17 protein-coding genes and 1 pseudogene are annotated in these 20,053 nt (G+C 69.0%); 11 read left to right on the top strand and 7 right to left on the bottom strand.

The genetic code is table 11. The features are described 5' to 3' along the window. Positions 1–2 precede the first annotated feature (2 nt). Both ACWAT3_RS07910 and ACWAT3_RS07905 read right to left on the bottom strand, forming a co-directional pair. Entirely contained in the window at positions 3–311 is a 309-nt protein-coding gene (locus ACWAT3_RS07910) for a hypothetical protein (RefSeq protein WP_460797308.1), read from the bottom strand. A gap of 114 nt (positions 312–425) precedes the next feature. Beyond that, positions 426–749 (bottom strand): annotated as a pseudogene (locus tag ACWAT3_RS07905) (MFS transporter); the annotation flags it as partial. A gap of 86 nt (positions 750–835) precedes the next feature. Between ACWAT3_RS07905 and ACWAT3_RS07900 the strand changes: the two are divergent. Genes ACWAT3_RS07900 through ACWAT3_RS07875 form a run of 6 tightly spaced genes read left to right on the top strand, consistent with a single transcriptional unit; the run spans position 836 to position 7,291 of the window. Beyond that, complete coding sequence (locus ACWAT3_RS07900) at positions 836–2,323, top strand: fumarylacetoacetate hydrolase family protein (RefSeq protein ID WP_460797306.1); 1,488 nt, start codon at positions 836–838, stop codon at positions 2,321–2,323. Next, positions 2,320–3,000, top strand: a complete 681-nt coding sequence (locus tag ACWAT3_RS07895; protein WP_460797304.1) for a GntR family transcriptional regulator — start codon at positions 2,320–2,322, stop codon at positions 2,998–3,000. Before ACWAT3_RS07900 ends, ACWAT3_RS07895 begins: the two co-directional genes overlap by 4 nt. A 14-nt stretch (positions 3,001–3,014) precedes the next feature. Further along, a complete protein-coding gene (gene hpaE / locus ACWAT3_RS07890; RefSeq protein WP_460797302.1) occupies positions 3,015–4,511 on the top strand; it encodes a 5-carboxymethyl-2-hydroxymuconate semialdehyde dehydrogenase in 1,497 nt (498 codons plus the stop codon). Positions 4,512–4,549: 38 nt separating this feature from the next. Next, entirely contained in the window at positions 4,550–5,710 is a 1,161-nt protein-coding gene (hpaD, locus tag ACWAT3_RS07885) for a 3,4-dihydroxyphenylacetate 2,3-dioxygenase (RefSeq protein WP_460797300.1), read from the top strand. A gap of 10 nt (positions 5,711–5,720) precedes the next feature. Beyond that, positions 5,721–6,506, top strand: a complete 786-nt coding sequence (locus tag ACWAT3_RS07880; protein WP_460797298.1) for a 2-keto-4-pentenoate hydratase — start codon at positions 5,721–5,723, stop codon at positions 6,504–6,506. Continuing rightward, complete coding sequence (locus tag ACWAT3_RS07875; protein WP_460797296.1) at positions 6,491–7,291, top strand: HpcH/HpaI aldolase family protein; 801 nt, start codon at positions 6,491–6,493, stop codon at positions 7,289–7,291. Before ACWAT3_RS07880 ends, ACWAT3_RS07875 begins: the two co-directional genes overlap by 16 nt. A 151-nt stretch (positions 7,292–7,442) precedes the next feature. On the opposite strand, the gene ACWAT3_RS07870 is transcribed toward ACWAT3_RS07875, so the two are convergent. The 5 genes from ACWAT3_RS07870 to ACWAT3_RS07850 are packed head-to-tail and all read right to left on the bottom strand — an operon-like array spanning position 7,443 to position 14,256. Continuing rightward, positions 7,443–8,606: an ROK family transcriptional regulator gene (locus ACWAT3_RS07870; RefSeq protein WP_460797293.1), complete on the bottom strand. Its 1,164-nt coding sequence runs from the start codon at positions 8,604–8,606 to the stop codon at positions 7,443–7,445. A 9-nt stretch (positions 8,607–8,615) separates the two neighbouring features. Next, positions 8,616–11,033 carry a beta-xylosidase/alpha-l-arabinosidase gene (locus ACWAT3_RS07865; RefSeq protein ID WP_460797292.1) on the bottom strand — a complete coding sequence of 806 codons (2,418 nt, stop codon included), beginning with the start codon at positions 11,031–11,033 and terminating at the stop codon, positions 8,616–8,618. Between the two features lie 30 nt (positions 11,034–11,063). Beyond that, a complete protein-coding gene (locus ACWAT3_RS07860; RefSeq protein ID WP_460797290.1) occupies positions 11,064–11,951 on the bottom strand; it encodes a carbohydrate ABC transporter permease in 888 nt (295 codons plus the stop codon). Continuing rightward, on the bottom strand, positions 11,948–12,958 hold the full coding sequence (locus tag ACWAT3_RS07855; RefSeq protein WP_460797288.1) for a carbohydrate ABC transporter permease: 1,011 nt from the start codon (positions 12,956–12,958) through the stop codon (positions 11,948–11,950). The genes ACWAT3_RS07860 and ACWAT3_RS07855 overlap by 4 nt, the downstream gene beginning before the upstream one ends. Before the next feature lie 8 nt (positions 12,959–12,966). Beyond that, positions 12,967–14,256, bottom strand: a complete 1,290-nt coding sequence (locus ACWAT3_RS07850; RefSeq protein ID WP_460797286.1) for an extracellular solute-binding protein — start codon at positions 14,254–14,256, stop codon at positions 12,967–12,969. A gap of 152 nt (positions 14,257–14,408) precedes the next feature. Between ACWAT3_RS07850 and ACWAT3_RS07845 the strand changes: the two genes are divergently transcribed. Genes ACWAT3_RS07845 through ACWAT3_RS07825 form a run of 5 tightly spaced genes read left to right on the top strand, consistent with a single transcriptional unit; the run spans position 14,409 to position 20,044 of the window. Further along, positions 14,409–15,419 carry a LacI family DNA-binding transcriptional regulator gene (locus ACWAT3_RS07845; protein ID WP_460797285.1) on the top strand — a complete coding sequence of 337 codons (1,011 nt, stop codon included), beginning with the start codon at positions 14,409–14,411 and terminating at the stop codon, positions 15,417–15,419. Positions 15,420–15,468: 49 nt separating this feature from the next. Beyond that, positions 15,469–16,659 (top strand): xylose isomerase, encoded by a 1,191-nt coding sequence (xylA, locus tag ACWAT3_RS07840; RefSeq protein WP_460797283.1) that lies wholly within the window; start codon positions 15,469–15,471, stop codon positions 16,657–16,659. Between the two features lies 1 nt (position 16,660). Next, positions 16,661–17,989, top strand: coding sequence for a xylulokinase (xylB, locus tag ACWAT3_RS07835; protein ID WP_460797282.1), 1,329 nt, complete (start codon positions 16,661–16,663; stop codon positions 17,987–17,989). A 29-nt stretch (positions 17,990–18,018) separates the two neighbouring features. Continuing rightward, entirely contained in the window at positions 18,019–19,296 is a 1,278-nt protein-coding gene (locus ACWAT3_RS07830; RefSeq protein WP_460797280.1) for an MFS transporter, read from the top strand. 22 nt (positions 19,297–19,318) lie between these two features. Further along, positions 19,319–20,044: a DUF6882 domain-containing protein gene (locus ACWAT3_RS07825; protein WP_460797279.1), complete on the top strand. Its 726-nt coding sequence runs from the start codon at positions 19,319–19,321 to the stop codon at positions 20,042–20,044. Positions 20,045–20,053 lie beyond the last annotated feature (9 nt).

Genomic DNA, 20,053 nt, shown 5'->3' with positions numbered 1-20,053 from the left:
GATCAGTTCGCCGGCGTGTGCTCTGCGACCAGGCGGATGTTGTAGGACGCGACGCGCTGCGGCACGCCGTCGAAGGCCTCAGCACGCGATGCGGACGCCATGTAGTCGGCCTCGCGAGCCTGGAACGCCTCCGCATCACCCTCGGCACTGACCGCCCACACGAACTCGTTGGTCTCCGGCAGCCCGTACGCGAACTCGATCGTGAATCCGGCCGCGGGGCGCACCCGCGGCATCCACTTCTCCCACCAGTCGACGAACGCGTCGTACTCCCCGTCGACGAGCACGTAGCGGCGCAGTTGAGTCGTCTTCATGCGTTCATCCTGGCAGACGGCGCGCCGAGCAGCGCCCGGTGGACCGGCCAGCCAGCCAGCCGACCCGGCCTACGCCTTCGTCATCCCGCGGATCGGACGGACCGCCTGCTCGGCCAGCGCGGTGGCCGCGCCCATAAGGATGAGCGTCCACATCAGCACCGTCTTGCGTCCGAACCGGTCGCCGAAGTGCCCCGCGAGGAAGGCGCCGAGAGGCCGGAACAGGAAGCTAATCCCGACCGTGGCGATGCCGAGCAGGATGCTGTTGGCGCCGAGCGCGGAGAAGAACAGCTCGTTGAACACGAGCGCCACCGCGGTCGCGTATATGAACTGGTCGTACCACTCGACGGTGGTGCCGACGACGGTGGCGAACACGACTCGCCGCCGGTCGGCGGATGTCGCGATGGTGCCGGTCGGGGTGAAACCCGGGTGATCAGTCATTGATGCTCCTTGGTCGACGTCTTCGTCTGAAGGGCGGGTGGATCATTGCTTGCCGCCCGGCACGGCGACGATATACGATTTCGAATATGTCGCACAAGAGCAGCGACCACGACGCAAGGAGGCGCCCCGTGACGGACCCGATCGCCCGACCGGGCAAGATCATCGCGATCCACCTCAGCTACGCCTCCCGCGCCGAGCAGCGCGGCAGACGACCGGCGCATCCCTCGTACTTCTTCAAGCCCGCGAGCTCCGTCGCGGCATCCGACGGCACCGTCGAACGCCCGGCCGGTACGGAACTGCTCGCCTTCGAAGGCGAGATCGCCCTGATCATCGGCACGCCGGCCCGACGCGTGACACTGCAGGATGCCTGGTCGCACGTGGCCTGGGTCACCGCAGCCGACGACCTCGGACTGTACGACCTGCGTGCGAACGACAAGGGCGCGAACGTGCGCTCGAAAGGTGGCGACGGCTACACACCGCTGGGTCCGCGGCTCATCGACGCGCGCGACGTCGATCCGTCCGACGTGCGCATCCGCACCTGGGTGAACGGCGAACTCCGCCAGGACGACACGACCGCCGGCCTCCTCTTCCCGCTCCCCCAGCTCGTCGCGGATCTCTCGCAGCACTTCACGCTCGAAACCGGAGACGTCATCCTCACCGGCACACCGGCGGGTTCCAGCGTCATCGTCCCCGGTGACGTCGTGGAAGTCGAAGTGGATACCGCGGGCACGACGTCCGGCCGACTCAGAACGACCGTCGTGCAGGGCGAAGTCCCCTTCGACGCGGCGCTCGGCTCACTCCCGGCGGTCGATGCCCTGCAGCGCGCCGAGGCGTGGGGCGCACCGACCGACACCCCCGGCGTAGCGAGCGAGGCCGCACCACGCCTGGACCCGGCCCTGCGCGCCAAGCTCGAGGCCGCACCGACGGCCGGGCTGTCCACGCAGTTGCGCAAGCGCGGCATCACGGCGTGCTTCATCGACGGCGTCACCGCGAACATCCCCGGCGTCAAGATCGTCGGATCGGCGAGGACCCTGCGCTTCGTGCCGTTCCGCGAGGATCTGTTCGCTTCGCACGGCGGCGGCTACAACGCGCAGAAGCGCATGTTCGACAACGTCGACGAGGGCGAGATCATCGTGATCGACGCCCGCGGAGACGCCGGCACGGGAACGCTCGGCGACATCATGGCCCTGCGCGCCCTGACCCGTGGGGCCGCCGGCGTCGTCACCGACGGCGGCGTCCGCGACTTCGACGCAGTCGCCGCGAGCGGGTTCGCGGTGTTCTCGCGCGGCGCGCATCCCGCTGTCCTCGGACGCAAGCACGTCCCGTGGGAGGTCGACGTCACGATCGCGTGCGGCGGCGCCGCCGTGCAGCCGGGCGACATCATCGTGGGTGACGGCGACGGCGTGATCGTGATCCCCGTATCCCTCGCCGAAGAGGTCGCCGATGCCACCATCGCGCAGGAGGCCGAAGAGTCCTGGATCGCCGAGCAGGTCGCTGCAGGGCACCCCGTCGACGGGCTGTTCCCGATGAACGCCGAATGGCGTGCCCGCTACCACGAGCGGAGCGGATCATGACCGCCCCGACGCTCAGCAAGTCCCAGCGCGCCTACCATTGGATCAAGGAGCGCATCGCCGCGCAGACGTACACCCCGGGCTACCGCCTGGTGCTCGGCACGATCGCCAGCGAGCTCGACATGAGCGTCGTCCCCGTCCGCGAAGCCATCCGCCAGCTCGAGGCCGAGGGGCTCGTCGAGTTCGAGCACAACGTCGGCGCTCGCGTCGCCATGGTCGACGATGCCCAGTACCGGCACAGCATGCAGGCCCTCAGCATCCTGGAGGGCACGGCGACGGCGATGGCGGCCCGCGCGCTCACGCCGGACGATCTGCGAGCGGCCCGCGCGATCAACGACGAGATGGTCCAGACGCTCGATCACTTCGATCCGTCCGCGTTCACCGCCCTCAACCAGCGCTTCCACGCGACGCTCATCGCTCCGTGCCCCAATCCGCGACTGCACGAGCTCGTGACGCTCGAGTGGGCACGGCTGGGCCGGCTGCGCGATTCCACGTTCAGCTTCGTCCCCGGCCGCGCGCACGAATCCGTCCGGGAGCACGAGCAGATCGTCACCCTCATCGAGAGCGGCGCGCCGCTCGACGAGATCGAGCATGCCGCGCGCCGCCACCACGCCGCGACTCTCGACGCCTACCTCGACCAGGAGCATCCCGACGAAGCCGTCGGGATGCACATCCTCTGAACCATGGAGAAGCCATGACCGACTCCCGCATCCCCGCAGATATCCCCGACCACATCCGGCACTACATCGACGGCGCGTTCGTCGACTCGGTGGACGGCGACGCGTTCGACGTGCTGGACCCCGTGTCCAACGAGACGTACACCACGGCATCCGCCGGCAAGAAGGCCGACATCGACGTGGCCGTCGCAGCAGCCAAGCGCGCTTTCGACGAAGGGCCATGGCCCCGGATGCTGCCGCGCGAGCGGAGCCGAGTGCTGCACCGCATCGCTGACATCGTGGAGTCCCGCGATCAGCGCCTCGCCGAACTGGAGAGCTACGACTCCGGGCTTCCCATCACGCAGGCGCTCGGCCAGGCCCGGCGCGCAGCCGAGAACTTCCGCTTCTTCGCCGATCTCGTCGTCGCCCAGGCGGACGACACGTTCAAAGTCCCGGGTCGCCAGATCAACTACGTCAACCGCAAGCCGATCGGCGTCGCCGGCCTCATCACCCCGTGGAACACCCCGTTCATGCTCGAATCGTGGAAACTCGGCCCCGCGCTGGCGACCGGCAACACGGTGGTGCTCAAGCCGGCCGAGTTCACCCCGCTGTCGGCCTCGCTGTGGGCAGGCATCTTCGAAGAGGCCGGGCTCCCGCAGGGCGTCTTCAACCTCGTGAACGGTCTCGGCGAGGATGCCGGAGATGCGCTCGTGAAGCATCCGGATGTCCCGCTGATCTCCTTCACCGGCGAGAGCCGTACGGGGCAGATCATCTTCGGGAACGCCGCGCCGTTCCTCAAAGGACTCTCGATGGAGCTGGGCGGAAAGTCGCCGGCGGTCGTGTTCGCCGACGCGGATCTGGATGCCGCGATCGACGCCACGATCTTCGGAGTGTTCTCCCTCAACGGCGAGCGCTGCACCGCGGGCTCCCGCATCCTGGTCGAGCGCAGTGTCTACGACGATTTCGTCGAGCGGTACGCCGCGCAGGCGCAGCGCGTGCGCGTGGGCTATCCGCACGACCCGACGACCGAGGTGGGCGCCCTGGTGCACCCGGAGCATTACGAGAAGGTCATGTCGTACGTCGAGATCGGCAAGACCGAGGCGCGCCTGGTCGCCGGCGGAGGCCGGCCGGCCGGGTTCGACGACGGCAACTTCGTCGCACCGACCGTCTTCGCCGACGTGTCCCCGGACGCCCGGATCTTCCAGGAGGAGATCTTCGGTCCCGTCGTCGCGATCACGCCGTTCGACTCCGACGAGGAGGCGCTCGCTCTCGCGAACAACACGAAGTACGGCCTCGCGGCTTACATCTGGACCAACGATCTGAAGCGCGCGCACAACTTCGCCGGCGCCGTCGAAGCCGGCATGGTGTGGCTGAACAGCAACAACGTCCGTGATCTGCGCACCCCGTTCGGCGGCGTGAAGGCCTCGGGCCTCGGGCACGAGGGCGGCTACCGATCGATCGACTTCTACACCGACCAGCAGGCCGTGCACATCACGCTCGGCGCGGTCCACAACCCCACCTTCGGCAAGAACTGACCCTGGGCTCAGGGACCACCCCCAGCAAGGACGCTGACATGACGAACCGCGATGACATGACACTGACCTCCTCCGGTTTCTACGTGCGCCAGGAGGCCCCGATCCAGGCATCCGATCCGACGCCGACCCCGACTGCGACGCCGCCCGATGTGCTGCGCTGCGCCTACATGGAGCTCGTGGTGACCGACCTCGCGGCATCCCGCACGTTCTACGTCGACATCCTCGGCCTGTACGTGACAGAGGAGGACGACGAGGCGATCTACCTGCGCTCGACCGAGGAGTTCATCCACCACAACCTCGTACTGCGCAAGGGACCGGTCGCCGCGGTCGCGGCGTTCTCCTACCGTGTGCGGGAGCCCGCGGACCTCGACAGGGCCGTCGCGTTCTACACCGAGCTCGGCTGCGACGTCCGCCGCGACCCGGAGGGCTTCGTCAAGGGCATCGGCGACTCGGTGCGCGTGGTCGACCCGCTGGGGTTCCCTTACGAGTTCTTCCACCAGACCGACCACGTCGAGCGGATGTCGTGGCGATACGACCTGCACGTCCCCGGCGAACTCGTGCGGCTCGACCATTTCAACCAGGTCACCCCCGATGTGCCGCGAGCGGTGAAGTTCATGCAGGATCTCGGCTTCCGCGTCACGGAGGACATCCAGGACGAGGAGGGCACGGTCTACGCCGCCTGGATGCGCCGCAAGCCCACCGTGCACGACACCGCCATGACCGGCGGCGACGGACCCCGCATGCACCACGTCTGCTTCGCGACACACGAGAAGCACAACATCCTCGCCATCTGCGACAAGCTGGGGGCGCTTCGCCGCTCTGATGCGATCGAGCGCGGCCCTGGTCGGCACGGCGTGAGCAATGCGTTCTACCTGTACCTGCGCGACCCGGACGGGCACCGCGTCGAGGTGTACACGCAGGACTACTACACGGGCGACCCCGACAACCCCGTCATCACGTGGGATGTGCACGACAACCAGCGCCGCGACTGGTGGGGCAACCCCGTCGTGCCGTCCTGGTACACGGATGCCTCGCTGGTGCTCGATCTCGACGGCAACCCGCAGCCGGTCATCGCCCGCACCGACGACAGCGAGATGGCGGTGACGATCGGCGCAGACGGCTTCAGCTACACCCGGCCGGAGGACGAGGGGATGCCGGAGTGGAAACAGGGCGAGTACAAGCTCGGCCACCAGCTGTAGGGAGTTCCGGATGCTGACAGCGACGCAGATCGCAGACATCGCCGCCGAACTGGCGGAGGCCGATCGGACGCATGGCGTGATCCCGCGGATCACCGCACGCTTCCCCGAGGCGACGATCGACGACTCGTACGCGATCCAGGGCGTGTGGCGGGATGCCCAGATCGCCTCAGGGCGCCGGCTGGTCGGACGCAAGATCGGGCTGACCTCGAAGGCCATGCAGCGGGCAACCGGGATCACCGAGCCCGACTACGGAGTGATGTTCGACGACACCCTGCACGAATCGGGCGCCGACATCCCGTTCGCGTCGTTCTCGAACGTGCGCGTCGAGGTCGAGCTGGCCTTCGTGCTCCGGCATCCACTCGAGGGACCGGACTGCACCCTGGACGACGCCATCGCCGCGATCGACTACGCGGTCCCCGCCCTCGAGGTGCTGAACTCGCACATCGAGCTCGAGGGCCGCACGATCGTGGACACGATCAGCGACAACGCCGCGTACGGCGCGATGGTGCTCGGCACGGTGCGCAGGCGCCCTGATGAGATCGACCTGCGCTGGGTGCCCGGCGTGCTCAGCCGCAACGGCGAGATCGAGGAGACCGGCGTCGCCGCCGGAGTCCTCGGACACCCGGCGGCGGGCGTCGCGTGGCTGGCGAACAAGTTCCACCAGCACGGCGCGCGGCTGGAGGCCGGGGAGATCATCCTGGCAGGATCGTTCACACGTCCGATGTGGGTGTCTCAGGGCGACACCGTCCTGTGCGACTACCGCGAGATGGGAACGATCGAATGCCGCTTCATCTAGCCCGGTCCTTCCGCGAGCGTCTCGCGGAAGCAGACCGCCCGCAGATCGGCATGTGGGTCTGCTCCGGCAGCCCGATGATCGCCGAGATCGCCGCTGGCTCCGGCGTCGACTGGCTGCTGATCGACATGGAGCACTCGGCGAACTCGCTGTCGAGCGTGCTCGCCCAGCTGCAGGCGGTTGCCGCCTACCCCGTCGCACCGCTCGTGCGCGTGCCCTGGAATGACGCCGTCATCATCAAGCAGGTGCTCGACCTGGGCGCACAGAACATCATCGTGCCGATGGTGTCGTCCGCCGACGAGGCCGCCGCAGCGGTCGCGGCGACGAGGTATCCCCCGCTCGGCATCCGCGGCGTCGGCAGCGCTCTGTCGCGCAGCGCCCGCTGGAACCGCGTGGACGGCTACCTGCAGGATGCCGCAGCGCACGTCTCGCTGACCGTGCAGATCGAGACCTCCGCCGGGGTGGAGCACGCGGCCGACATTGCAGCCGTCGACGGTGTGGACGCCGTGTTCGTCGGGCCGTCCGACCTCGCGGCATCCGTCGGTCGGCTCGGCGAGCAGGCGCATCCGGAGGTTCTGGATGCCGTGGCGCGCACGTTCGCCGCGGTGAAGGCGGCGGGCAAGCCCGTGGGGGTGAACGCCTTCGGCCCGGCGGGCGCTGACGCCTACATCGCGCAGGGCGCGGACTTCGTGGCGGTCGGAGCGGATGTCGCGATGCTCGCCCGAGCGTCTGAAGCGCTCGCCGCCCGGTTCGGCGCCGACACGACCACTGAGCGCGCGCACTACTGACGCTTCGGCCCGTACGAATCACGAACCTTGTGACGAATCACGGACGGATCGGACCGTTTCGTTCGTGATTCGTCACCGTGTTCGTGATTCGTCACCGTGTCCGTGGAACGTCCGGCCACGGCTGTCCGGCCCCGGTTGTCCGGTCGGAACGTCAGCCGCGCAGCGGGTCGGCCAGCAACGGCGCGAACGCGGCCTCTGCGGCGCCGATCAGCAGTCGATCGGCGCCGAGCGCAGCCGCCTTCAGCTCGACCTGCTCGGCTGGCGCCTGCAGCGCACCGGCGCGCACGAGTGCGTCGAAGCCGTCCGCGTCGCGATCGCGGAGCATCGCGAGGAACCCGCCCAGCACGACGATCGAGGGGTTCAGCACGTTGACCGCGTTCGCCAGCGCCGCGATGAGGATGCGCCGCTGCCGGTCGATCTCGGCGACGATACCGGCGTCGCTGGTCGCGGCGAGCACGGCGGCGAGCGCCGCATCATCGACCGCACCGAGGCGGGCCTCGTGCAGCAGCCGGGCGCGATTGACCTCGTCCTCGAGCACGCCGCCGTCGGTTCGGCGGTCGTCGTCCGAAAGGATGCCCGGCCGCGTCTGCCCCCACTCACCGGCGTATCCGCCGGCGCCGGAGATCAGTCGTCCGTCCAGGATCAGTCCACCGCCGATGCCGCTCGCACCGCCGTTGAGATAGACGACGTCATGGTGCTCCCGCGCGGCACCGAACAGGCGCTCGGCACGTGCACCGAGAGACGCGTCGTTGTCGACGTGGACGGGAACCTCCAGCGCGGCGCCGAGCTGCTCCGCGATCGGCTCGTCCTGCCACCCCAGGTGCGGCGCGAGGCGCACGATGCCGTCCTCGGCACGCACGAGCGCGGGGACAGCGAGGCCGACGCCGACGATCCGCGCCTGCGGCGCACGGGTGCGCCAGTCCCGCACGAACCGCGACACCGCCGTCACGACCTCCGCGGGCGTCGGCGGCTGCGCAAACGCGACTCTGGTGCGCTCGTGCACGGCTCCGCCGAGCGAGATCACGCCGATCTCGATCGCGTCGACCTCGGGGTTCACGGCGATCGCGACGATGTCAGGGCTGGGCGCGACGATGGGCGATGGCCGCCCCACGCGGCGCGTGGCGTCCGGCTCCTGCTCGATGACGAGGCCGCGCGTCGCCAGCTCCGCAACCAGGTCCGCGACGGTCGAGCGGTTCAGTCCGGTGTCGGCCGTGATCGTCGCGCGCGAGCGTGCGCCCTGATGGTGCACCAGCCGCAGGACCTCGCCCAGGTTGGTGCGGCGCACGCCTTCCACCGTCGTCGCTCGTTCGTTCATCCGCCCAGGTTATCGATGCCGTGCCGCAACGCTGGTGTCCTCGACCACGACAGACACGATTCGCTCATCCGCCGCGGTCACCTCGTGCACCTCACCTGTCAGCATCACCATGCCCGCTTCGGTCGCCATGCCCCCGATGTCGCGGCACACGGCCGCCCGCTCGTTCGCGATGGCGCCCCCGGTCGCATCGGAGATCTCGCCCGCGGCTGAAGCCGCGGCGTGCGATCCGACCCACACGCGCACCTCCCCGGGCTCGACGACGCGCGTCAGGCTGCGGTTCGTGAAGGCGAATCGCGTCGCGGGGACCGCGAAGCGCACCGTTCGGCTCTCGCCTGCGGACAGCTCGACCCGCGCATACGCGAGCAGCTGCGCGACGGGACGCGTGAGCGAGGCCGTGACGTCCCTTCCGTACAGCTGGACGACATCCGCGCCGTCACGGGATCCGGTGTTCGTCACGACGACCGATGCGGTGAAGCCCCCGTCCGTCTCGGCTTCCTCGGACACCGCGAACGCGTCGTACGCGAACGTCGTGTACGACAGGCCGAAGCCGAACGGCCGCAGCGGCGTCGAGTCGAGCGCGGTGACCGCAGACGGTCCGCCGAGAATCGGGCGGAGATAGCTGTACGGCTGCGCACCGGATGACCGGGGCAGGCTCACCGGCATCCGACCGGACGGCGAGACGTCGCCGATCAGCACGTCCGCGATCGCCGTCCCGCCCGCCTCACCAGGAAAGAACCCCTGCAGCACCGCGGCCGGCCGTGCACCCTCGGCGTCGAGCGCCCAGTCGATCGCGTACGGGCGCCCGGTGATCAGCACGACGACGACCGGAGTGCCCGTCGCCACCAGTGCCTCCACGAGCTCGCGCTGCACGCCGGGCAGATCGAGGGAATCGACGTCGTTGCCCTCACCGACCGTGCCACGGCCGAACAGCCCGGCCTGGTCGCCGACGACGACGATCGCGACATCGGAGGATGCCGCGGCAGCAGCCGCCGAACCGAAACCGGACCGATCGTCCCCCTCGACATCCGCACCGCGCACGTGGACGATCTCGGCATCCGGCAGCGCCGCGACGAGCGCCTCGCGCACCGTCGGGATCTCGAAGCCGATCTCGTATTCGGGGTGGTGGGCGAGCACATGATTCGCGAACGAGTAACAGCCCTGCAGGGCGTCGGCACGGTCGGCGTTCGGCCCGATCAGCGCGATCCGGCGTGCTGTGCGCGCGAGCGGAAGGACGCCGTCGTTCGACAGCAGCACCAGGGACTCCGCGGCCAGACGTCGCGCGAGTGCGCGGTGCTGAGGTGTGTCGAGATCGATCACGGCCGGCGGGTCGTCCTCGAAGGCACCGGGCTCGAGCAGCCCGAGCTCCTCCTTCTGCGTCAGCAAGCGGATCACCGCGCGATCGAGGTAGCGCTCATCGAACTCGTCGACGCGCACCCGCTCGATCAGCGGCGCGAGATATGCGTCGCCCGAGGGCAGTTCGACGTCGATGCCGGCGGCGAGGGCCAGCGCGGCGGCCTGACCGCGGTCGGTCGCCACCGCGTGCATGACCTCGAGGAAGGCGACCGCGAAATAGTCCGCGACCACGACGCCGTCGAAGCCGAGCTTCTCGCGCAGCAGGCCCGTGAGCAGGTCCGGATCGGCCGCCACCGGCATCCCGTCGATCTCGGCGTAGCTGTTCATGACGCTGCGGACGCCGCCGTCGCGAATGGCCATCTCGAACGGCGGCAGGAACACGTCGGAGATCTCGCGCGGCCCCGCCGGGACCGGTGCATGGTTGCGACCGGCCCGAGAGCCGGAGTACCCGAGGAAGTGCTTGAGCGTGGCGTGGACACCGGACGACTGCAGCCCGCGCACGAACGCCGTGCCGATCGTCCCGACCAGGTACGGGTCCTCGCCGATGCACTCGTCGACGCGACCCCAGCGCGGGTCGCGCACGACGTCGAGCACCGGCGCCAGACCCTGATGGATGCCGAGGCTGCGCATCGACTCCCCGATCAGCGATGCCATCTCAGCGACCAGCTCGGGGTCGAACGACGCACCCCAGGCCAGCGGCGTCGGGAAGGTCGCCGCCTTCCAGGCGGCCAGTCCCGTCAGGCACTCCTCGTGCACGAGCGCCGGGATGCCGAGGCGCGTCTCGCGCTTCAGCCGCCGCTGCTCGGTCCAGAGCCAGGCGGCGCGCTCCGCGGCATCCACCGGCCGCGTGCCGTACACCCTGGTGTAGTGGCCGATGCCGTGCCGGGTGGTCTCGGCGAGGGTGCCGCCCGCGGCATCCCCCGCCATCTCGTTCTGCATCGGCGCGACGACGTCGCCGCCCTGGTCGAGCCAGTAGCCGACGATCTGAGCGGCCTTCTCCTCCAGTGTCATCTGCGCGACGAGGTCGGCGACGCGCGCCGACGGGGTCGGGAATGCGGGGATGTCCGGGGTCATAGAGGTCTCCCTGAATCGTGCGTGCGGGTCTCAGCCCTTGACGGCGCCGGTCAGACCGCCGACGATGCGGCGCTCGAACAGGCTGAAGAAGATCAGCGCCGGCAGCATGGACAGCGACGTGTACGCGAGCACCCGGGCGGTGTCGACCGAGTACTGCGAGGCGAAGTTCTGCACCCCGAGCGGCAGCGTGAACAAGCTGGAGTCGTTGAGGATGAACAGCGGGAGCATGTAGCCGTTCCACGCGCCGATGAACGCGAGGATGCCGACGGTGATCACGCCGGGGAGGCTCAGCGGAACGACCATGCGCCAGAAGAATCCGAGTCGCGAGGCCCCGTCGATCGACGCAGCCTCCTCGAGTTCCTTCGGGATGGCCCGAAGGAAGGGCACGAGGATGATGATCGTCGTCGGCAGGGCGAACGCGATCTGCGGAAGGATGATGCCCGCCAGGCTGTTCACGAGCCCCAGGTTGCGGATCAGCAGGTAGAGGGGCGTGATCGCGACCGTCACCGGGAACATGAGCCCGGCGGCGAACACGGAGTACATCACGGCCTTGCCCGAGAAGTCGTACCGCGCGATCACGTAGCTCGCCATGACGCCGAGGATGACGGCGCCCAGCGTGGTGCCCACCGCCGAGAGCGTCGAGTTCAGCATCGCGGTCCAGAACTCGCTGCTGGCGAGCACGTCCGTGTAGTTCGTGACCTGCCACGGATCCGGCCAGGCGGCCGGGTCGTTCGTGATCTGCGAGTTCGTGCGGAAGCCGCCGATGATGATGTACAGCAGCGGCGTGACGCACACCGTGATGAGCACCAGCGCGAGCAGGTACACCCCTGGGCTGCCCCATTTCACTCCGGATTCGGCGCGACGGCGTCGAGGGCCGACCGCCTGGATGGCCACGGACGTCTTGAGCGTGTCGGTCATCGCCTACGACCCTTTCGGCTTTCTCCGGTCAGCGCGCCCTCGGTGTCGCGCCGGAGCACGAACCGCTGATACACGAGCGCGACGACCAGCGAGATGAGGAACAGCATCACGGCGACGGCGTTTCCGAAGCCGTAGTTCCCGGCCAGATGGCCGTTCTGGTACATGTACGTGGCCATGGTCGAGGTGCCGGCGGTGGCCGCGATGTACTGCCCCCAGATGATGTTGACGAGGTCGAACAGCTGGAGCGAGCCGATGATCGACAGGAACGCCCAGATGCGGATGGTCGGCCCGAGCAGCGGCAGCGTGATGCTCCACTGCGCACGCCAGAACCCGGCGCCGTCGATGGCCGCGGCCTCGTACAGCTCCTCGGGGATCGACTGCATGCCCGCGAGCATGAGGATCACGGCGAAGCCGATGTACTTCCACGTGATGATGACCATCAGCGACCACATCGCGATGGACGGATCCGCGATCCACGAGTGCTGCCACGACTCGAGGCCGATCTTCTCGAGGAAGGAGTTCAGCGCTCCGGCATCCTGGAGCATCAGGCTCCACCCCGTGCCGACCACGACCTCCGCGATGACGTAGGGAGCGAAGATCAGCACGCGGATCACCGAGCGGCCGCGGATCTTCTGATTCAGCAGCAGGGCGAACAGGATCGCGATCGGACCCTGCATGACGAGCGACAGGATCACGATGATGAAGTTGTGCATCACGGCCTGCCGGAACGTCTCGTCCTGCAGCATGAGCACGTAGTTGTCGAGTCCGACGAACTCCGTCGGCCAGCCGAAGCCGTTCCAGCGGAAGAAGCCGTAGAAGCCCGCCATCAGCACCGGGAAGATGACGAAGCCGAGAAAGACAAGGAGCGCGGGGCCTGCCAGCAGCACGATCTCGCCGCGCTTGCGCCAGTCCGGCCGCGGGGATCGCCGTGCCGGGACCTGGTCGGTCCCGGCACGGGTGCTGCTCGCAGGCGCCGGCGTCTCCATCAGCGCCTGTGAATCGGTCATGCTGCGACTCAGCCCCTTGCCGCGGCTGCTTCGACGCCGTCGACGAGCTTCTGCGGGTCTCCCTGACCTGCCAGCATCTCGACGACACCGGTGTTCAGCGCGTTTCCGACGTTCTGCCCGAGCGAGGTGTCCAGCCACAGCGACACGTACGGCGCCTCGGTGTAGGCCGCCATGAGAGGCGCGAGAGACGGGTCGGTCACGGCGCCGGTGGCATCCTGCGATGCGGGGATCGTCTGGAACGCCACCGCGTACTTCTCCTGCCACTGCTTGGACGAGACGAAGTTGAGGAAGTCCTCGCACGCGGCGGGCGAGTCGTTCGAGCACGAGTACCCGTCGACGCCGCCCATCATCGCGCCGGGTGCGCCGTCGCCGTCGACCTCGGGGAACGGGAACCAGTCGAGATCGGCGAGCGGCTTCTGGTCCGGCGTGAGGCTCGCGATGACGCCGACGTCCCACGCGCCCATGAGCTCCATGGCGGCCTTGTGGTTCGCGACGAGACCGGCGGACGAGTTGGCGCCCTCCTGGGCCGACGTGGTCAGGAAGCCTTCGTTGAACGGCTCGATCGACGCGAACTCGTCGAGGTTCTCGGCCGCTTCCAGCCAGCATCCGTCGGAGAAGTCCGGGTCGGTGGCGAGATTCTGCACGATGTCCTGGCCGCAGGCGCGCAGTGCGAAGAAGTAGTACCAGTGCGCAGCGGGCCATGCGTCCTTCGCGCCGAGCGCGATCGGCTGGATGCCGGCTGCCTTCAGCTTCTCGACGGCATCGCCGAGTTCGTCGATCGTGGTCGGCGTCTCGTCGATGCCCGCCTCAGCGAACAGGTCCTTGCTGTAGAAGATGCCGCCGGGGAGCACGGCGCTGGGCACGCCGTAGATCTTGTCGTCGACCGTGAACGCGCTGAACGGGGCATCGCCGAACGAGGTCTTCACGTCGTCGTCGATGAGGTCGGTGAGGTCCTTGACCTTGCCGGCCGCCACGATGTCGGCGAGCTTGCCGCCTCCGCGCGCCATGAAGATGTCCGGCATGTCACCGGAGTTGACGGCGGTCTGCAGCTTGCCGTCCATGTCCTCGTTCTGGATCGAGGTCACCTTGATCGTGACGTCGGGGTTCTCCTCGTGGAAGGCGGCAGCCGCGTCCTCCCAATACTGCTTGCCGTCGCCGGTCGTCGAGTTGTGCCACATCGTGAGAGTGCCGCTGTCGCCGCCGCCGTCGCCACCGCCGCCGGCCGTGCAGCCGGTCAGGCCGAGCATTCCCAGCGCTGCGACGGCCGCACCGGCGGCCCATGCCTTGCGCATCTTCATGCTGTGTTCTCCTCTTCATCGAGTCGTGCGGCCGGTGCAACGCATTTGTTGCCAACCACACCAATGTGTTGTGTCGCCCACTCTGGCACCGCCGACGCACCCATGTCAAACGATATCGATAACGTTTTCGTGCGAGTGACTAGGCTGACCACATGAACGCTCGACCGACCATCACCGACGTCGCCCTCGCAGCCGGAGTCTCGGTGGCGACCGTCTCCAAGGCGATCAACGGCCGCGATGGCGTGTCCGCCGCGACACTCGCCCACGTCCTCGGCGTCGTCGCCGAGCTGGGATACGAGAGCTCGCTCGTCGCGACATCGATGCGCCGAGGGCGCACGAACGTGATCGGCGTCCTGGTCGCCGAGTTCGAGCCCTTCGCCCTGCAGCTGCTGCGCGGCGTCTCCACCGCACTCCAGGACACCCCATACGACGTGCTCGCCTACGCCGGCAGCGTCTCGGCCGGAGACCACCTCGGCTGGGAGCGGCGATCGCTCTCCCGCCTCGGCGGCACGCTGATCGATGCGGCGATCCTCGTCACGCCGACCGTCATGCCGACCGAGGCCTCCGTCCCCTTCGTCGCGGTCGATCCGCACACCGGCCCTGGCGGGCCGGCGACCGTGTCGGTCGAGAACGTCTCCGGCGCGCGCGCGGCCACGGAGTACCTGATCTCGCTCGGACACCGGCGCATCGCCCATCTGCGCGGTCGGACCGATCTCGAATCCGCCCATCAGCGCGAGCGCGGCTACCGAGATGCACTGGAAGCGGCCGGCATCGCGTTCGACGAGACGCTCGTCGCCGACGGCGGCTACCGAGCGGCATCCGCGACCGCCGGCGCCGACGCGCTGCTCGATCTCGACGACCGACCGACCGCGGTCTTCGCCGCGAACGACCTGTCGGCCATCGAGATGATCCGGGTCGCGACCGAGCGCGGGATCCGTGTTCCCGATGCGTTGTCGGTGGTGGGCTTCGACGACATCCCCGAGGCGTCGTCGCATACTCCTCAGCTCACGACCGTGCGCCAGCCCCTTGCCGAAATGGGAGCCGCCGCCGTCGGCATCGTGCTGGGGATGCTCCGCGGCGGCGACACCGAGCAGCTCCAGCTGCCGGCGGAGCTGATCGTGCGCGGTTCCACTGCACGCATTGCGATCCCCAATCAGTCTTGATATGTTCTAGCTCACAACAATTCACCACCGACGTTGAAAGCGATGCGCCATGGCACTCACCCCCACCCGCGAAGACAAGTTCTCGTTCGGCCTCTGGACGATCGGCTACAACGGAACCGACCCGTTCGGCGGTCCCACCCGCCCGGCACTGGACGTCGTGCACGCCGTCGAGAAGCTCGCCGAGCTCGGCGCGTACGGTCTCACCTTCCACGATGACGACCTGTTCGCCTTCGGCTCCACGGATGCGGAGCGTCAGACCCAGATCGACCGCCTCAAGGGCGCGCTGGCCGACACCGGCCTGATCGTCCCGATGGTCACCACCAACCTGTTCAGCGCACCGGTCTTCAAGGATGGCGGCTTCACCTCGAACGACCGCGATGTGCGTCGTTACGCGCTGCGCAAGGTCTTCCGCCAGCTCGACCTCGGTGCAGAGCTGGGGGCGAAGACGTTCGTGATGTGGGGTGGCCGCGAGGGTGCGGAGTACGACTCCGCCAAGGACGTGCGCGCAGCGCTCGAGCGCTACCGCGAGGCCGTCAACCTGCTCGGCGACTACGTCACCGACAAGGGCTACGACATCCGCTTCGCGATCGAGCCCAAGCCGAACGAGCCGCGCGGCGACATCCTGCTGCCGACGCTGGGTCACGCGATCGCGTTCATCGACTCCCTCGAGCGCCCGGAGCTCGTCGGCGTGAACCCCGAGGTCGGCCACGAGCAGATGGCCGGGCTCAACTTCACCGCAGGCATCGCGCAGGCGCTGTTCCACGGCAAGCTCTTCCACATCGACCTCAACGGCCAGCGCGGCATCAAGTACGACCAGGACCTCGTCTTCGGTCACGGCGACCTGCACAACGCGTTCTCGCTCGTCGACCTGCTCGAGAACGGCGGCCCCGGAGGGGTTCCCGCGTACGACGGCCCTCGCCACTTCGACTACAAGCCGAGCCGCACCGAGGACGAGACCGGCGTGTGGGACTCCGCCGCCGCGAACATGCGCACCTACCTGCTGCTCAAGGAGCGCGCTGCGGCCTTCCGCGCCGACCCCGAGGTGCAGGAGGCGCTGGCCGCCGCGAAGGTCGACGAGCTGTCGACGCCGACGCTGAACCAGGGCGAGAGCTACGACGATTTCCTGGCGGACCGCTCCGCCTACGAGGACTTCGACGCGAACGCGTACCTGGGCGGCAAGGGCTTCGGCTTCGTTCGCCTGCAGCAGCTCGCCACCGAGCACCTGCTCGGAGCCCGCTGAGATGACGCTGGTTGCCGGAGTCGATTCTTCGACGCAGAGCTGCAAGGTCGTCATCCGCGACGCTTCGACGGGAGCCGTGGTTCGCTCGGGGCGCGCGTCGCACCCCGACGGCACGTCGGTGGATCCGTCGGCCTGGTGGGACGCTCTGCAGAGCGCCCTGTCGGATGCCGGTGGGCTGGCCGACGTCGCGGCGATCGGCATCGGCGGCCAGCAGCACGGACTCGTCGCACTCGATTCCGACGGCCGCGTCATCCGTGACGCACTGCTGTGGAACGACACGCGCTCGGCGGATGCCGCCGCGGCGCTCACCGAGGAGGTGGGCGCCGCGGAGTTCGCGCGGCGCACCGGTCTGGTGCCGGTGGCGTCGTTCACCGTCACGAAACTGCGCTGGCTCGCGGATGCCGAGCCGCACAACGCCGCGCGGGTCGCCGCGGTCGCGCTGCCGCACGACTGGCTGACCTGGCGCCTTCGGGGGTACGGTCCGGCCGGCGAGTCCGAGCTCGGCCCTGTACTGTCCGAGCTCGTGACCGACCGCTCTGATGCGAGCGGCACCGGATACTTCGACCCGGCAGGCGACGAGTACGACCGCGATCTGCTGTCGCTCGCACTGCGCCGGGATGCCGGTGACGTCGTGCTCCCCCGCGTGCTGGGCCCCTCCGACCACGTCGCCGGGCCCAACGGCCTCGTCGTGTCGGCCGGAGCAGGCGACAACGCCGCGGCGGCGCTCGGACTCGGTGCGCGCCCCGGAGACGTCGGTGTGTCGATCGGCACGAGCGGCACCGTGTTCGCCGTCACGGACGCACCGGTGGTCGACCCCAGCGGCACGGTCGCCGGTTTCGCCGATGCGTCAGGAGCGCGCCTGCCCATCGTGACCACACTGAACGCCGCGCGGGTGTTCGATGTCACCGCCGCGCTGCTCGGCATCGATCACGACGAGCTCTCGCGCCTGGCCCTCGCGGCGGAGCCCGGCGCCGACGGACTGTCGCTGCAGCCGTGGTTCGAGGGCGAGCGCACCCCGAACCGGCCGGACGCCACCGCGACGCTTTCCGGCATGACGCTGGCATCGACGACGCGCGCGAACCTCGCCCGCGCGGCGATCGAGGGCGTGCTGAAGGGCCTGGCGTTCGGGCTGGACGCGATGCTCGAGCACGGCGTGACCGCCGATCGCGTGCTGCTCATCGGGGGCGCGGCGCAGAGTCCTGCGGTCTCCGCGATCGCCGCCGAGATCTTCGACGCCCCCGTCGTCGTTCCCGAACCCGGCGAGTACGTCGCTCGGGGCGCGGCCATCCAGGCGGCCTGGGCCCTCACCGGCATCCGCCCCGCCTGGTAGCCCGGTTCGAATCGACGCAGCGCGGCAGGATGCCAGGATGGAAGGATGCCGCTGACGAGAACGCTCCGATGATGCGCGGGCTCGCCGCCATGCAGGACCGCAGCTTCCGCTGGTTCTTCATCGCCAGGGCGATCACGATGACCACCGGCTCGATGTCGTCGATCGCGCTCGCGTTCGCCGTCCTCGAGATCGACAACGACGCCCGTTCGCTGTCGTACGTGCTGGCCGCATTCACCGTGAGCAACATCGTCTTCATCCTCTTCGGCGGCGTCGTGGCGGATCGGATGCCGCGGGCGCTCGTCATCCAGACCTGCTATGTCATCGACATCCTCGCCGTCGGCGCGATGGCCGCTCTGCTCTTCACGGGCACGGCGACGGTTCCCCTGCTCGTGATCCTGTCGATCGTCAGCGGCGCATCGACGGCGTTCGTGATGCCGGCGATGCAGGGCATCATCCCTCAGCTCACCGCGCCGGAGCACCTTCAGCAGGCCAACGCGATGCTGTCGTTCGTCCGGTCGACGGTCACGATCGGCGGACCCATCATCGCCGGCATCCTGGTGACCGCGGCGGGCCCCGCCTGGGCCATGGTCGTCCAGACGGCCGGGTGGCTCGTCGCGATCCCCGTGCTCGCACTCGTGAAGCTGCCCCCGCCGGCCGGCCGAGGCGGTTCGACGCTGTTCCGCGACCTCCGGCTCGGCTGGAATGAGTTCTGGGGCCGGACGTGGCTGTGGACGATCGTGCTGGCGTTCATGATCATGAACGCCATCCACGTCGGCGCCTGGAGCGTCGCGGGTCCCTACATCGCGAAGAACGACGACCGGCTCGGCATCGCGGGCTGGGGCTGGGTGCTCAGTGCGGAGGGCGCCGGTGTCCTGCTCATGACGCTCGTCCTGATGTGGGTGCCGCTGAAGCGTCCGCTGCGCCTGGGCATGATCGGCATGGCCATGTTCGCGATCCCGCTGACGATGCTCGGGATCCACCCTGCCGTGATCCTCCTCGCGATCGTCGCCTTCCTCGCCGGCGCGGGCCACGAGGTGTTCAACACCGGCTGGAACGTCGCCATGATGGAGAACGTCCCTGTGGATCGGCTGTCGCGCGTCTCGAGTTACGACATGCTGGGCAGCTGGGTCGCGATCCCGATCGGCACGCTCGTCTACGGCTGGCTCATCACGAACGCCGATGTCACGACCGTGCTCATCGCCTCCGGTGCGGTCTACGCGGTCGTTGCGCTCACGACGCTCGCGCTCCCGAGCGTCTGGCGCATGGGCCGCGTCGTCGCCGCCGAAAAGCACGTGGCGGATTCATAGTTTCCCAGGCCAGACTGGAGCCATGAGCTTCGCCGCACTCCAGCCACTGGCCGACCGGGCCGCACTGTTCACCGCCCTCCGCCAGGACGCCCTCGTCGCCGCCACGGACGCTCTCGGCGAGCACCGCTGGGATGCCGACCTGAACGCCGGAACGCTGACGTTCACGTCCAACGACGACGCCGCGAACCAGCTGATCACCACACCGCACCTCATCGCGACGCTCGCACCGGGACCGCGCTCGCTGCTCTGGGCGTGGGCGCACCCGCAGGGCGATGCGCAGGGCGTCGCCGCGCAGCTGCGCGATTACGGCCAGCAGTACGGCATCGCCGAGCTGACACAGTCCGAGCTGCCCTTCCCCGAGGATGCCCGAGACGACGCCGAGGCATGGATCGCGCAGGCGACGCACGTGATCGGCTCGGTCGCCGTCGAGATCACCGGACGCTCGCCGTACTACTCCGCCCCGGTCGGCGGCGGCACCCGCGCCGTCTTCCTGCTCGACGCGCCGATCGCACCGCTCACGGTCGCTGACGCGGTCATCGCGGCGCCACGCATGCTTTCGACGCTGACCCTGCCGGACGCCCGCTCGTCGGTGTGGGATGCCGCGCGCCTGGCCGGCTGGAACCTGGAGTGGACCGACGAGGCCTTCTCCGGCGCGATCGTCAGCGACGCGACCGGCTCGGCGACGTTCCGTTTCGACGAGCAGGCCCGCATCATCGGAATCGAAGGGGCGATGGGCAGCGCGGCCTGATCCGCACCC

It is taken from the genome of Microbacterium sp. GXF0217 (genome assembly GCF_054798195.1).
Note: the sequence above shows the minus strand (reverse complement) of the source record. Positions and strands in the feature narration are given on the sequence as shown.